A 14,688-nucleotide genomic window follows, 5' to 3' on the forward strand; every position below is an offset into this window, starting at 1 on the left:
GAAATTCACAGCCTTACAAACCGTTCCTTCCTCAATACATCAAGCAAACCTAAACCCGCTCAATGCCGCCCAGCTAACAACTCTTAACATCACTGCCAAGCACTCTAACTAAACTACAAGGACGAAACTATCTGCCGCTAGCAGCGTCGCCGCCCTCGTTGATCGCCATATACAACCCGCAAAGACGGGAAGTCAACGGACTTTCTGCAAAAATGCTAAAGTTTCTTTCCACAGGGAATATGGGCTTTTTTAACCAGACTTCAACCACTATCACCCGTTGATTCTTATCTTTTGCAACAATGAAATGACAAGCCAATGCATTATCTCTTCGGAATCGACGGTGGCGGCACTGGATGTCGCGCAATATTGGCCAACAAAGATGGAACCATTCTCGGAAATGGCCTATCCGGTCCTGCCAATATAGGTGCCGATACGCCAAATGCCATTCGACATATAAGGGAAGCCGCTGAACAGGCCCGGCTGGAGGCCGGATTGCACTCTTCTATATATGAAACAAGCAGCGCCGTACTGGGACTGGCGGGAGCAAACTCCCTCGCCGACCCTGACAGCGTCTATGAAGCGTTGCCATTCGCAGAAAGCAGAATCGTTTCCGACACAATAACGGCCTTACAAGGCGCAGTTGGTAATGGCGACGGTGCTATTGCAATTCTTGGCACCGGTTCTGCATTTGCAAAAAGAACAGGAAATATCGTCAAAATTGTAGGCGGGCACGGCTTTATGCTCAGTGATCACGCCGGCGGCGCACGTCTTGGCCGCGATTTGCTGGAACAATCATTGCTTGCTCATGATGGAATCGTCAACGAAACAGTACTGACCACCACTATAATGAGCAGATTTGGCAATGATGCGCACAAGATCACCCAGTTTTCCAGAACTGCGACTGCCGCCGACTATGCGATTTTCGCGCCAATGGTGTTTGAATTTTTTAAAAAAGATGATCCACTCGCTCTGAAACTTCTGTCAGATGCCTGCGTGATGATTGAACGACAGCTAGACAAATTAAACATCAAGGCTGGTAAGCGGTTCAGCATAATTGGTGGTTTGGCGTCTTCTTATGCCTCACTCGACTTGTTGCCATATAAAGAATATTACATCCCCGCGCAGGGCGACAGTTTGCAGGGCGCATTGGCCTTGGCTTTGCAAAAAAATGCTGATCACGCAACTGCGACGCGAAGGTAGCTTGCCGCAGCCTGTTTTCCTGCCTAATTCTCTTATAGATATAAATCGGGTTTGGGTTGTCCAACGGACATTGCAACGGGGGCATCATGCTAACCAAAAAAGGCAAATATGGCCTGAAAGCCATGGTTCATCTTGCCAATGTAACCGATGACCAACTGGTTTCAGCAAGCGAAATCGCAGAACGGCATCATATCCCGCGCAAGTTTCTCGATAATATATTCACCGAACTGCGCAATGCAGGCTTTGTGCTTAGTCGCAAAGGCAAAGGCGGCGGCTTTTGTCTGGCCCGTCCCGCAAATGAAATCCACATTGGCAATATCATCCGTGCATTGGACGGCGCCCTCGCCCCCATTGCCTGTGCAAGCAAGACTGATTATCAACCTTGCGATGACTGTGATGAGACGGAGTGCGAGGTTCGTCACATGATGCTGGAGGTTCGTGAAGCAATCGCCAATGTGCTTGATCATCGTACGCTTGCCGACAGCAGGGCTTCCGAACTTGCCGCGCTGTCGGCTGAGTAGATTTTAAGCCACGGCGGACCAACTCGGGAACGGATCGTTCAGACCTGTCCAGCTTTCCGGTTTAAACACCTCTTCCGGCACCAGACAGCTATCCAGTTCAGCAATTATCGCCGCCTTGTCCATTGGATCAACGCCGATGAAGACAATCTCCTGCCGACGATCTCCCCATTCAGCATCCAGATAGTCCTGCATTGCCTGATGCCATTGCGCATCTTGAGGCCAATAGCTGCGCGGAACGGCTGACCACCAGCGACCACGCTTGCTGGTGCGGACCAAAGCACCTGCCTGACTTAACTCGCCGACATAATCAGGGCGCGTTGCCAGCCAGAAAAACCCTTTGGCGCGAACAACGCCGGGCCAGCTTCTGTCGATAAATGTCTGAAACCGTGCCGGATCAAAAGGACGTCTGGCCCGGTAGACGAATGAATGCACGCCATATTCTTCCGTTTCCGGGATATGATCATTGAAACCATGCAGTTCTTTATACCAAAGCGGATGCTCGTGAGCGCGGTTGAAATCGAAACGTCTTGTGTTGAGAATCACATCAAACGCGACCTGACCGAAATCGACTTCTTCAATATGAGCGTCACGATTGAGCGAGCGGATAACTTTTCGTGCCAGATCCAGCTCTTCAGCGGAAGCCGTAGAAACCTTGTTGAGTATCACAATATCAGCAAATTCAATCTGTTCGACCAGCAGATCGACCAGCGTACGCTCATCTTCATCCCCAAGCGACTCACCGCGATCACGCAAAAAATCACTGGAAGAATAGTCTTTGAGCAGGTTCGCCGCATCTACGACCGTTACCATCGTATCAAGACGCGCCAGATCTGACAGGCTTTCGCCCTTTTCGTCGCGAAACTCAAATGTCGCAGCAACCGGCAAAGGCTCGGATATGCCGGTCGATTCGATAAGAAGATAATCAAAGCGGTCCTGCGATGCGAGTTGCGCTACTTCTTTTAAAAGATCATCGCGCAAAGTGCAGCAAATGCAGCCATTGGTCATTTCGACAAGCTGTTCTTCAGTGCGCGACAGATCGGCCCCGCCCTCACGCACCAGAGCAGCATCAATATTGATTTCACTCATATCATTAACAATCACCGCAACACGGCGGTTTTCCCGATTGTTGAGAACATGATTGAGAAGTGTGGTCTTACCTGCACCGAGAAAGCCGGAGAGTACAGTAACGGGAAGCCTTTTCATGGCAACTCCTTTGCTGGCAATTATAAGATAAGCTGGCTAGGTATTAATGTTATATCATTACATTTATTCGCCGAATAAAAGGCGGCAAAGCCACCTGATCTATTCACCGCATTCCGGTCCAAAATCCGAAAATGCGAAAACTTGTTTTAGAACATGCTCTGTTTCAATAGCTATAAAAGGTAGTGCCGGACTATCAAAAATCATGACAGTCCGGCACCAAGAACTGATCGCTGCCGGAGTGGGGTCCAGACTGCTCGCGACCAGCGCTATTTCGACAAACAGTCCTTCAGTGAATCAGCCAGATTACGAATGAGCTGCGGATAAAGATCCGGCCCATCCTTGAGTTCCGAACCAAGCGGATCGAGAACACCTGTCTTTGCCTGTGTTCCATCGATAACCGTATTGACCAGCTTGGGCTCGAATTGCGGTTCCGAGAAAACACAGACCGCACCCAGCGATTTGATTTTCTCGTGAATATCCTTGATGCGTGCAGCACCCGGTGCCTTTTCCGGGCTGACCGTTATCGATCCGGCTGCATTTACACCAAAGCGGTTCTCGAAATACTGATATGCATCATGGAAGACAATAAACGGCTTGTCCTTGACCGGTTGGAGTTCCGTTTCAATATCCTTATTGAGCGCATCGAGCCTAACAGCATAATCGGCTGCATTTTTCTCATATTGGGATGCATGTTCAGGATCACTTTCGCCAAGCACCCTGGCAATATTGCCAACCAGCACCTTGCCATTTTGCGGATCCAGCCAGAAATGCAGATCAAATTCCCCATGATGATGGTGATGATCATGCCCCTTCTCAGCAGCCTCATCTGCATGATCATGCTTATGGTCATGCTTATGGTCATGCCCGTGATCATGTTCATGAGCATGATTATCATGGGAATGGGAATGCTCTTCTGCACCATGATCGTGACCTTCATGTCCGTGATCATGGGCTTCAAACGGACCGCCCTCACGGAATTTCAGCTTCGTCAGACCATCAGTTTCACCAAGCGCTACCACTGTTGCACCTTCGCCAAGCGTGTCGATGGGCTTATCCAGAAAAGTCTCCATTGACGGTCCAGCCCAGAAGATCACTTTTGCGCCCTCAATAGCTTTCGCGTCAGATGGCTTGAGATTATAGGAGTGCTCTGAGCCGGCCCCCTGAACAATCAGCTTTGGCTCTCCCACCCCCTGCATTACCGCAGACACCAGCGAATGCAAGGGCTTGATCGAAACGACAACGCCTTCACGTTCGCCAGCAAAAGCCGCGCCACTCACAACAGACATAAAGGCAGATGCCAAAAGCAGAGATCGTAAGTATTTCATGATAGCCTTCTCAAAGTCTCTCTTGAACGTCCCCTGAACAGGAACAACATATAAGAATGATATGTTATTTTATTACATCATTTGCGTTATGCTATAACGTCTGCAATAAGGAGACACAACCTCTTTTTGGAGAAAAATGCACAGCGCCTAACCGCGCGAGGCAAATGATACCGAATCAGAATATCATTCACATATCTTGAGACAGGAATTTCGGGGCGGCTTTTATCCTTCGATAAAGGCATTTGCGCCCTGTCAAAAGGCAGCGAAAGCGCATTTAATGGCCCAAAAGACCGCCCTCCCCGCAGATCACAGACGGGAACCACTTCTGGAACTGAAAGGCGCCGGCATTTATCGCAATGGCCGCTGGCTTGTCCGCAATGTCGATCTGGCGATCAATCGCGGGGAAATCGTCACGCTGATTGGTCCTAATGGTGCGGGCAAAAGCACGACCGCCAAAATGGCACTGCGTATTCTCAAGCCTGATGAGGGTGAAGTTCGTCACATAACAGCTCTGCGCATCGGTTATGTACCACAAAAGATCAATATTGACCGGACCATGCCATTATCGGTTGAACGTCTGATGACCCTGACGGGGCCGCTTTCCAAAGCCGATATTCTCCATGCGCTTGATGCAGTTGGAATCTCGCATCTTCTCAAGGCGGAAATCGCCAATTTGTCGGGCGGTGAATTCCAGCGTGCATTGATGGCACGTGCCCTCGCCCGCAAACCGGATATTATGGTGCTTGATGAGCCGGTGCAGGGTGTTGATTTTTCCGGCGAAGCCGCCCTTTATGAACTGATCGCCAAATTGCGTGACGAGACCGGTTGCGGCGTATTGCTGATTTCCCACGACCTTCATCTGGTGATGGCGGCAACCGACCGCGTTATCTGTTTGAACGGCCATGTCTGTTGCAGCGGAACACCGCGCGATGTGACGGCAAGTCCTGAATATGCGCGATTATTCGGCAGCCGGGCCGTTGCTCCCCTCGCCATTTATGAACATCACCATGATCACACGCATCTGCCAGATGGTCGTGTCATACATGCCGATGGGACAGTAACCGATCACTGCCATGCAGAAGACGGCCACCATCACCACCATAAAGGGGAAGAACCCCATGCTTGATGATTTTTTTACACGCGCCCTGATTGCCGGCATCGGCCTGGCAATAACCACAGGACCGCTCGGCTGTTTCATCATATGGCGGCGCATGGCTTATTTTGGCGATACAATGGCGCATTCAGCCTTGCTGGGTGTGGCTTTAGCCTTGATTCTCGATATCAATCTGATGATCGGGGTTTTTGCAGTCGCTGTCGCAATTTCCGCCATTTTGCTTCTGCTTCAAAAGCGGCATTCTCTGTCGGCAGATTCACTTCTTGGCATTCTGTCCCACGCTACCTTGTCTCTGGGGCTGGTCATTGTGGCTTTCATGACATGGGTGCGCGTTGATCTGCTGTCCTTCCTGTTCGGCGATCTGCTTGCTGTTTCGCGTCTGGACATTGCTTTTGTTTATGGCGGCGGAATTCTTGTTCTGGCGCTGCTTGCATGGCTGTGGCGACCATTGCTTGCGGCAACACTAAGCGAAGATATCGCACAGGCTGAAGGCCTTAATCCGGCTTTATCACGGATTATTTTCATGCTCCTGCTGGCAATCGTCATCGCAATTTCGATGAAGATTGTCGGCATTCTGCTCATCACTTCGCTTTTGATTATTCCTGCCGCTACAGCACGACGTTTTGCATCGACGCCCGAGCAGATGGCCATTATTGCCTCTGTTATCGGCGTGTTTGGTGTCATCGGCGGGCTTTATGGCTCGGTTGAATTTGATACACCATCCGGCCCCTCAATCGTCGTTGCCACACTGGCTATTTTCATTTTAAGCCTCTTGCCATTACATAGGAGAGAGACTTCACCGAAACGGACCGCTGACAATGAGCAATCATCACGATCATAATCACGCATCGCACGATCTGACCCGTAATCAGTCTCTCGTTTTTGATGTATTATCAAAAGCAGATGGTCCACTGAGCGCCTACACCATTCTCGACCAGTTGCGCGATGATGGTTTCCGGGCTCCGCTGCAAGTCTATCGTGCTCTGGAAAAACTGCTGGAATACGGGATGATACATCGTCTCGAAAGCCTCAATGCCTTCGTTGCCTGCGCGCATCCGCAATGCCATGAGCATGGTCTCATCGCCTTTGCCATTTGCGAACAATGCGGCCAAGTCACCGAATTTTCCGATCCGGCGATTGAAAATCTCGTTGGTGCATGGAGTGTTCAAAATGGTTTCAAATCGCGCAAAACCACACTTGAATTACGTGGCTTATGCGAAAAATGCGGCCATCACTGATTTATACAACTCATAAAAAAGGCGGGCAATGCCCGCCTTTTTTAATATGCTCTTGAATATTACACAATCAGATGCCCGACTTCGAGCATATCTATAATGCCAAGCGAAAGGGCGGTTGCGACAGCTGCCGTCCTGTTGGCGCAGTTCAGCTTGATTTTCGCATTTTGCAAATAGGTGACAACTGTCCAGCGTGCGATGCTAAGAATTTCTGCAATCTCGCCATCGGTTTTTCCACTCGCAGCCCAGCGCAGACAATCGATTTCACGCGGTGTCAGCAAGCCTGCAGCAGAACTTACATCTTTGCTGCCACACATTGAATTGTGAATGATACCCGAAAGGCTCAGAAGTCGTGGACGCATACGCGCCACAAATTGCTCATGGTCCTCGTTTTCAATTTCAAACGTGAACAATGTGCATCCCAGAACGCCCTTTGCATTACGCGCAGAAACCGCAACATAGAGATTGCCAATTCCATGCTTCTCAGCATCTTGCAACATCTCTGCAACTGCCGGACATTCCTTCGCATCTTCTGCAAGGTTTTTAACAATTCCACTGGCATCGCTGTTGAAAAAAGGCGAGCTATCCTGGAAAATTGGGTCAATGACAAAATAGTTTTTCGTCGAATAGCGCGAGGCCCAGTTTGTCGGAACTGTTATGACAACGGTGAGGTCATCGGAACTGACCTTAGTGCTGTTACCCATCCGCCCCTGATAGGCATGCATGATATGGCGACAGTCAATCTCATCGCGAATACGCTGAAGCAGCGAGAGTGTATCACTCTGAAAAGACAGACCAAAAAAGGTCTTCTTGAAGTTTGGAAAATGAATCAGATCTAAAGTCATTGGCTAAATTCCTTGGCAGCGCAGATGCTCATTCCTCTCTTCAGAAACGGAACATCCACTTTGAAAAATTGAAGCTCCAAATGCTTCAATTCTCCATAAGTCACATAAAAAATACGTCTTAAATCAACTCGCAACTAATTTATTGCAATGAATTACCTGCATAAAATAAGTCAAAAAATATGACGTTCATGCACAAAAACTATTTTTTTTGTAAATTAATGCCCGCATGAAAGCGAAAAAAGGACCAGCTGTTTCATTTCTGAACAGCTCACTTTTTCTTACCAAATGCCTTGAAGAAAAAATCAACAGCCGATTCGACATTTTTAACGATCACCTGATCGGTCGGAGATTCTGGCATAGCACCAAACAGACGCGGACGATAAAGCCCCGCCAAAAACAGATCTATCAACTGTTGGGCTTTTTCCATTGGGTCAAGCGGTTCAATTTCCCCGGCCTTGACCATTCTTTCGAGATAATCTGCCATAATCAGAAGACTGCGCTTTGGACCCCGCTCATAAAAATGCGCCGCAAGTTCCGGCTTGCGCTCACTCACACCTATGATGATGCGCTGGGCACGCAGTGCCGTCGACGATGTGATGATTGTCACAAGCGCCACCCCGAATTCGACCAGTTCCTGCCGTGTAGAAAATCCGCGTTCGAGTTTGTCTATGAGATTACTGAACATTGTGCGCCGATAATGCTCGCACAATGCAACAAACAGCTCTTCTTTGCTGTTGAAATAAACGTAAATGGTGCCCTTTGAGACACCTGCTTCGCGCGTGATGTCATTCATACTCGCCGCGTCAAAACCCATGCGCAGAAAAACTACCTGTGCGCCTTCAAGAATCTGCTGTCGCTTAACCGGATCCTGCCCGGCACCCAGACGTATCCGCCCAGCTTCAGTGCTCAGTTCTTCAGCAGCGCCCAATTCTCCACCAGCACTCAGTTTTATTGACTGCGTTTCAACCTGATCATTTGTGGCGCCATCTTTGATGCCGTGTTCACGATTCATTGTACAAACTCATCATTAATTTCGAACCAAGCGGTTCGATGACACTTGATATGGGCAACTTATTGCTCTAAGTCAACATCGAACCAAGCGGTTCACCAGGGTCCATCCAGAAAGCTTTCCCATGCCCGCACCCAAATCTGTTGATACAGCTGATATACGCCAGTTTCCAAATTCATCGTCGCCGGATGAGCCGCAGACAGCGGCACCGGCAGCTGAGCAGCATTCGGACGCATCAAAAAGCAGCAGGAAAAAAGGCTTTGGCAAAGGATTTCTGCTTCCAGCCCTTCTTGTCGCCGCTGTCGCCGGCGGTCTGTGGTATGGTTATGACTGGTGGACAGTGGGCCGGTTCATGGTTTCAACTGACGATGCCTATGTGCAAGGTGATATTGCCTCCATTGCACCAAAAGTCACCGGCTATATTGAGAATATTCCTGTCGCTGCCAACCAGCATATCAAGGCTGGTGACGTGATTTTCCAGCTTGATTCAGGCGATTATCAGATTGCACTGGATGAAGCAGAGGCCAAGCTTGCGACACAACAGCAGACGCTGAACCGCATCAATGCACAGATCAAGGCGGCAAATGCCGCGCTTGAACAGGCAAAAGCAGATGAGCAGTCCTCCCGGGCTGTTCTGAAAAATGCCGAAAGCACGATGGTTCGCATTCAAAGGCTGCACGATACGCGCTTTTCTGCCCAGTCTGAACTCGACAATGCGCAGTCAGCGCTTGATCAGGCGAAGGCAAAAGTCGCCGGATCAAATGCGCAGATTGCATCGGCCAATGCGAATATTGATGTGTTGAATGCGCAATATAAGGAAGCGGAAAGCGGCATGCGTTCGCTTGAGCTTGCACGTGACAAGGCTGCCCGTGATCTCGATTTCACCACATTGCGTGCACCATTTGACGGCGTTGTCGGCAATCTTGCTGGCAAAAAGGGAGACCTTGTTTCCGCTGGTCAGAAAATTGCAGCCCTTGTTCCGGTTAATCAGCTCTATATCGATGCAAACTTCAAGGAAACACAGCTCGGCCATATCAAAACTGGCGAAACAGCACGTATCCATGTCGATGCCATTGACGGTCCCTATTTTGAAGGCAAAGTCGCATCAGTTGCGCCTGCATCCGGTGCCGTGTTCTCGCTATTGCCACCTGAAAATGCGACCGGCAATTTCACAAAGATCGTTCAGCGCGTTCCGGTTCGCATCACGATTCCGCAGGAAGCGCTTGATTCGGGCAAAATCCGCGCAGGTCTGAGTGTTACCGTAGAGATCGATACGCGCACGGCACCTGAAGAAACCGCAGATTGAATCGACGCGCCACGTTCCTTTTTCCTTTTCGGAGTGCGCCTTCATGGCTGCAAACACCACGATGGGAGCAATAACTCCCGCAGATGATCGCATTGATCCCAAAAAAGCTATTGCTTTTCTGGCGATGGTGTTTGGCATGTTCATGGCTATTCTGGATATCCAGATTGTCTCGGCGTCATTGTCCGAAATTCAGGCCGGCCTGAGCGCCAGCTCCGATGAAATCTCGTGGGTCCAGACCTCCTATCTGATCGCGGAAGTCATTATGATCCCGCTATCGGGGTTTCTGGGGCGCCTTGTCTCGACCCGCGTTCTGTTTACGGTTTCTGCGGCAGGCTTCACGTTTGCTTCCATGCTCTGCGCGACTGCAACCAATATCGATCAGATGATCGTCTATCGCGCCATTCAGGGCTTTATCGGCGGCGGCATGATCCCAAGTGTGTTTGCGGCAGCCTTCACAATCTTTCCGCCATCCAAGAGGTCTATTGTTTCGCCGATGATCGGCCTCGTCGCAACGCTTGCGCCAACCATTGGCCCGACCGTTGGCGGCTATCTGAGCCACGCTTTCTCATGGCACTGGCTGTTTCTGGTCAATGTCGGTCCCGGCATATTGGTGACAATTGCAGCCTGGAACCTCATCGATTTTGACGAAGGCGACAGCTCGCTTCTGAGCAAGTTTGACTGGTGGGGACTGGCTGGCATGGCAGCCTTCCTTGGCTCGATGGAATATGTGCTCGAAGAAGGTCCGCGCAACGACTGGCTACAGGATGAAGCGATCTTCATTTTAACCGGTGTGATGACCCTTGGCGGCATCGTGTTTTTCTATCGAGCATTTACTGCCGAAGAACCCATCGTGGATCTGCGTGCTTTCAAAAACGTCAATTTTGCCTTTGGCTCTCTGTTTTCCTTTGTGATGGGCGTTGGCCTTTATGGTCTCACCTATCTTTATCCGCTTTATCTGAGCCAGATACGCGGCTATGACGCCCTGATGATCGGCGAAGCACTGTTTGTCAGCGGTCTTGCCATGTTCTTCACAGCGCCGCTTGCCGGATTCCTCTCAAGCCGCATGGACCCGCGTCTGATGATGATGATCGGCTTTTTGGGTTTTGCCGCAGGAACATGGATGGTCACGGGCCTGACCGCTGACTGGGATTTTCATGAATTGCTGATCCCGCAAATCCTGCGCGGCTGCTCGCTGATGCTGTGTATGGTGCCGATCAACAATCTGGCGCTCGGAACCCTGCCCCCTTCCTTGATGAAAAATGCGTCCGGTCTGTTCAACCTGACGCGCAATCTTGGCGGCGCAGTCGGTCTGGCAGTGATCAATACAATTCTCACACGCCGCAGCGACATGCATTATGAGCGTCTGGCCGAACATGTTCGCTGGGGCAATAGTGAAGCTGAACAGATGCTGGCCAACCTCACTGCCAAATACAATGCAGCCGGTCTCGATGGAGCAACTATTGCGATCTCAAAAATGTCCGGCATAGTGCGTCAGCAAGCAACGCTGATGTCATTTATCGATGTGTTTTTTATTCTTACAGTCATGTTCTGCTCGCTTGCTGTTTGTGCGATCATGCTGCGCAAGCCAAAACAGGGCGTTGGCGGTGGTGGTGGTGGTCACTAGGAACAAAACCTGCCGTTTTGAGAAAAGCCCCGTTTCAAAATATGACAATGACGAAACATTTGTCATATTTATTGTCATAAAACTATGCATCACCCCATGGGTCAATTGCTAAGTCCCTGAAAACATGTTTCACTTTCTGTCATTGATAATTTGTGACAATAAACAAACTGTCATCCAACCGTCATCCATGACGGCTATCGGAAATGCGCGCGCACTGGAATCGACCGGGAGCGTTCGTCCGACTTAAACAGGGGAGTCAAACAATGCTTGCATTTACTGCGCGTCTGCTGTCGTTTTCGACCGCAATCGCTGTTTGTGGCGTTTCCATCGCTGCTGCTGAACCATCAGCCGAACTGATCGCCGCCGCCAAGGCCGAAGGCGAATTGACAACCATTGCACTGCCGCATGACTGGTGTGGCTATGGCGACATCATCCAGAGCTTCAAGGACAAATATGGCCTGAAGGTCAATGAACTCAACCCTGATGCGGGTTCAGGTGATGAAATCGAAGCCATCAAGGCCAACAAGGATAACAAGGGTCCACAGGCGCCTGACGTTATCGATGTCGGCTTTGCATTTGGCACCACTGCCAAGAAAGACGGCCTGACCCAGCCATACAAGGTCGCAACCTGGGACGAAATTCCAGATAGCGCCAAAGACCCGGAAGGTTACTGGTATGGCGACTATTACGGTGTTCTCGGTTTTGAAGTGAACAAGGACATCATCAAAGATGTTCCACAGGATTGGGAAGACCTGCTCAAGAGCGATTATGCCAATTCGGTCGCCCTTGCCGGTGATCCACGGGTTTCCGCACAGGCAATTCTTGGCGTTCACGCTGCCGGTATCGCACGCGGTGCAGAACCGGGTGCTGAAGCTGGCAAGAAGGGTCTTGAATTTTTCAAGGAACTCAATGCTGCCGGCAACTTCGTTCCGGTCATCGGCAAGGCTGCTTCGCTGGCCCAGGGTTCAACCCCTATCATTATTCGCTGGGATTACAACGCGCTCGCAGACCGTGATACGCTGAAAGGCAACCCGGAAATCGAAACAGTCATTCCAAAGAACGGCGTCGTTGCAGGCGTTTATGTGCAGGCGATCAGCGCTTATGCACCGCATCCAAATGCTGCAAAGCTCTGGATGGAACACCTTTATTCGGATGAAGGCCAGCTTGGTTATCTGAAGGGCTATTGTCACCCGATCCGCTTCAACGCAATGGCTAAGGCTGGCAAGATTCCACAGGAACTGCTCGACAAGCTGCCACCGGCAGATGCCTATGAAAAGGCTATCTTCCCAACTCTTGAACAGATTGAAACCGCTCAGGAAGAAATCACCAAGAACTGGGATAGCGTTGTTGGCGCAAACGTTCAGTAAACGCCCTTAGAGCGCATTTCGATCTGATTGAATCAGATCGGCGCTCTAAAGTCTTTGTATTTGAAGCATAATCTTATCGATCCTCGTTGAACGAAGGTCGGATTATGCTCTAAACTTGCCCTGTTTATGATCTGTGACGGCCAGAAATGGTCGTCACAGTCTTTGCTTTCATAGCGGACAGTTATGCCGATTAATCTGGAAAGCCTGTGGTATTTTCAGATTTCAGCCTCTAAGAAAGAACATATGAATTCAGCAATCGATACAGAAGCATCGTTCAAGCAGGTGCGTAAGCGCCAGTTACCGCTTTCCTATATTGGTGTTGCGCCTTTTTTCCTGTTTGCAATACTCTTCCTCTTATGGCCGACAATGTATCTCATTATCGGTGCCTTTCAGGACCCGGACGGCAATTTCACTCTCAAAAACGTACAAGATCTTTTCCAGCCCCAGATTATGAATGCCTACTGGGTTTCGATCAAAGTAAGCCTTGCATCGGCGCTTGGTGGCGCCTTTATCGGCTTCTTTCTGGCATGGGCCGTGGTGCTGGGCAATCTGCCGCGCTGGTTGCGCCCGACAGTTCTGACTTTCTCAGGTGTTGCATCCAATTTCGCTGGCGTTCCGTTGGCCTTCGCGTTCCTCGCGACCCTTGGCCGGACCGGTTTTGTCACTATTTTATTACGCGAATGGTTTGGCTTTAATCTTTACTCGACCGGTTTTAACCTTCTGAGCTTCTTCGGCCTGACGATCACCTATCTATTTTTCCAGATTCCATTGATGGTGCTGATTCTGACACCTGCGCTTGATGGCCTGAAAAAAGAGTGGCGCGAAGCGTCCTCAATTCTTGGCGCAACCAATCTGCAATATTGGCGCATGATTGCCTTTCCGATTCTCTGGCCGAGCCTGCTCGGAACCACCTTGCTTTTATTTGCAAATTCATTTGGTGCGATTGCCACAGCCTATGCATTGACCGGCTCTTCGCTCAATATTGTTCCGATCCTGCTCTTTGCACAGATCCGCGGCGACGTGCTGCATAACCAGAATCTGGGCTATGCGCTGGCGCTTGGCATGATCGTCATTACCGGCATTTCAAACCTGATTTACATCTGGCTACGTATGCGTGCCGAAAGGTGGCAACGATGAAAAAGGGCTTTAACCCCCAAAAAATCGGGGCATGGATCGCTTTTCTCATTGGCGCAATCTACTTCATTGTCCCGCTGATTGGCACGTTTGAATTCTCGCTGCGCATGCGCCGCGGTGAATATTCATTCGATGCCTATCGGGTTGTTTTCAGTGATCCAAAATTTCAGGAGACCTTCTCCTATTCGATTATTCTTGGCATTCTGACAATCATTTTCGGTATATTGCTGGTGGTGCCGACCGCCTATTGGGTGCGTTTGCGTCTGCCGCATCTGCGCCCATTAATCGAATTTATCACCTTGATGCCACTGGTTATTCCGGCCATCGTCATCGTATTTGGTTATCTGCGCATATATAACTCGTCTTCATGGCTGCCATTCACAGCATCGACACGTGCAACCGATCTGCTTTTGATGTTCGGTTATATGACCCTGTCATTGCCTTATATGTATCGCGCCGTCGATACAGCCATGCGCACGATTGATGTGCGCACGCTCACCGAAGCAGCGCAAAGCCTTGGGGCCGGCTGGGGCCGGATCATGTTCAAGATCATTTTCCCGAATGTGATTTCCGGTGTCATGAGCGGTGCCTTCATCACCTTTGCCATTGTAATTGGTGAGTTTACGCTGGCGTCGCTTCTCAATCGCCCTGCCTTTGGTCCTTATCTCCAGCTGGTCGGCGCCAACCGCGCTTATGAGCCATCAGCACTGGCGATCATTTCCTTTGGCATCACATGGCTCAGCATCATCATGTTGCAGCTTGTGTCCCGCCTCAATAAATTCAAGACAAATGCCGGGTAAAATTC

At 50.1% G+C, this 14,688-nt stretch carries 14 protein-coding genes; 10 read left to right on the forward strand and 4 right to left on the reverse strand.

All coding sequences use genetic code 11. The features are described from left to right. The first annotated feature begins 315 nt into the window (after positions 1-315). Together FHY56_RS14175 and FHY56_RS14180 are read left to right on the forward strand one after the other, a co-directional pair. Positions 316-1,200, forward strand: a complete 885-nt coding sequence (locus FHY56_RS14175; protein WP_140905812.1) for a glucosamine kinase nucleotide-binding domain-containing protein — start codon at positions 316-318, stop codon at positions 1,198-1,200. Positions 1,201-1,286: 86 nt separating this feature from the next. Beyond that, the gene (locus tag FHY56_RS14180) at positions 1,287-1,721 is read left to right on the forward strand and encodes an RrF2 family transcriptional regulator (RefSeq protein ID WP_140905813.1); all 435 of its coding nucleotides are present in this window, start codon (positions 1,287-1,289) and stop codon (positions 1,719-1,721) included. A 3-nt stretch (positions 1,722-1,724) separates the two neighbouring features. Here FHY56_RS14180 and zigA read toward each other — a convergent pair whose 3' ends face one another. Then, positions 1,725-2,924, reverse strand: coding sequence for a zinc metallochaperone GTPase ZigA (zigA, locus tag FHY56_RS14185; RefSeq protein WP_140905814.1), 1,200 nt, complete (start codon positions 2,922-2,924; stop codon positions 1,725-1,727). A 266-nt stretch (positions 2,925-3,190) separates the two neighbouring features. Beyond that, a complete protein-coding gene (locus FHY56_RS14190) occupies positions 3,191-4,249 on the reverse strand; it encodes a zinc ABC transporter substrate-binding protein (protein ID WP_140905815.1) in 1,059 nt (352 codons plus the stop codon). Between the two features lie 277 nt (positions 4,250-4,526). On the opposite strand from FHY56_RS14190, the gene FHY56_RS14195 reads away from it, so the two are divergent. The 3 genes from FHY56_RS14195 to FHY56_RS14205 are packed head-to-tail and all read left to right on the forward strand — an operon-like array spanning position 4,527 to position 6,601. Next, positions 4,527-5,375 carry an ATP-binding cassette domain-containing protein gene (locus FHY56_RS14195; RefSeq protein WP_140905816.1) on the forward strand — a complete coding sequence of 283 codons (849 nt, stop codon included), beginning with the start codon at positions 4,527-4,529 and terminating at the stop codon, positions 5,373-5,375. After that, a complete protein-coding gene (gene znuB / locus FHY56_RS14200) occupies positions 5,323-6,204 on the forward strand; it encodes a zinc ABC transporter permease subunit ZnuB (protein WP_235889511.1) in 882 nt (293 codons plus the stop codon). Before FHY56_RS14195 ends, znuB begins: the two co-directional genes overlap by 53 nt. After that, positions 6,182-6,601, forward strand: a complete 420-nt coding sequence (locus tag FHY56_RS14205; RefSeq protein ID WP_140905818.1) for a Fur family transcriptional regulator — start codon at positions 6,182-6,184, stop codon at positions 6,599-6,601. The genes znuB and FHY56_RS14205 overlap by 23 nt, the downstream gene beginning before the upstream one ends. A 59-nt stretch (positions 6,602-6,660) precedes the next feature. Here FHY56_RS14205 and FHY56_RS14210 read toward each other — a convergent pair whose 3' ends face one another. Together FHY56_RS14210 and FHY56_RS14215 are read right to left on the reverse strand one after the other, a co-directional pair. Next, a complete protein-coding gene (locus FHY56_RS14210) occupies positions 6,661-7,443 on the reverse strand; it encodes a helix-turn-helix transcriptional regulator (RefSeq protein WP_140905819.1) in 783 nt (260 codons plus the stop codon). A 268-nt stretch (positions 7,444-7,711) separates the two neighbouring features. Continuing rightward, complete coding sequence (locus tag FHY56_RS14215; protein ID WP_140905820.1) at positions 7,712-8,455, reverse strand: TetR/AcrR family transcriptional regulator; 744 nt, start codon at positions 8,453-8,455, stop codon at positions 7,712-7,714. A gap of 121 nt (positions 8,456-8,576) precedes the next feature. On the opposite strand from FHY56_RS14215, the gene FHY56_RS14220 reads away from it, so the two are divergent. The 5 genes from FHY56_RS14220 (at position 8,577) to FHY56_RS14240 (ending at position 14,683) form a co-directional block, all read left to right on the forward strand. Further along, positions 8,577-9,758: an HlyD family secretion protein gene (locus FHY56_RS14220; RefSeq protein WP_140905821.1), complete on the forward strand. Its 1,182-nt coding sequence runs from the start codon at positions 8,577-8,579 to the stop codon at positions 9,756-9,758. 43 nt (positions 9,759-9,801) lie between these two features. Beyond that, a complete protein-coding gene (locus FHY56_RS14225) occupies positions 9,802-11,382 on the forward strand; it encodes a DHA2 family efflux MFS transporter permease subunit (protein WP_140905822.1) in 1,581 nt (526 codons plus the stop codon). A 263-nt stretch (positions 11,383-11,645) separates the two neighbouring features. After that, positions 11,646-12,749: an ABC transporter substrate-binding protein gene (locus FHY56_RS14230; protein WP_140905823.1), complete on the forward strand. Its 1,104-nt coding sequence runs from the start codon at positions 11,646-11,648 to the stop codon at positions 12,747-12,749. A 243-nt stretch (positions 12,750-12,992) separates the two neighbouring features. Then, positions 12,993-13,886: an ABC transporter permease gene (locus FHY56_RS14235; RefSeq protein ID WP_140905824.1), complete on the forward strand. Its 894-nt coding sequence runs from the start codon at positions 12,993-12,995 to the stop codon at positions 13,884-13,886. After that, positions 13,883-14,683, forward strand: coding sequence for an ABC transporter permease (locus tag FHY56_RS14240; protein ID WP_140905825.1), 801 nt, complete (start codon positions 13,883-13,885; stop codon positions 14,681-14,683). Before FHY56_RS14235 ends, FHY56_RS14240 begins: the two co-directional genes overlap by 4 nt. Positions 14,684-14,688 lie beyond the last annotated feature (5 nt).

Origin of the sequence: Brucella gallinifaecis, from assembly GCF_006476605.1 — a bacterium.
In the GTDB taxonomy this organism is placed as follows: domain Bacteria; phylum Pseudomonadota; class Alphaproteobacteria; order Rhizobiales; family Rhizobiaceae; genus Brucella; species Brucella gallinifaecis.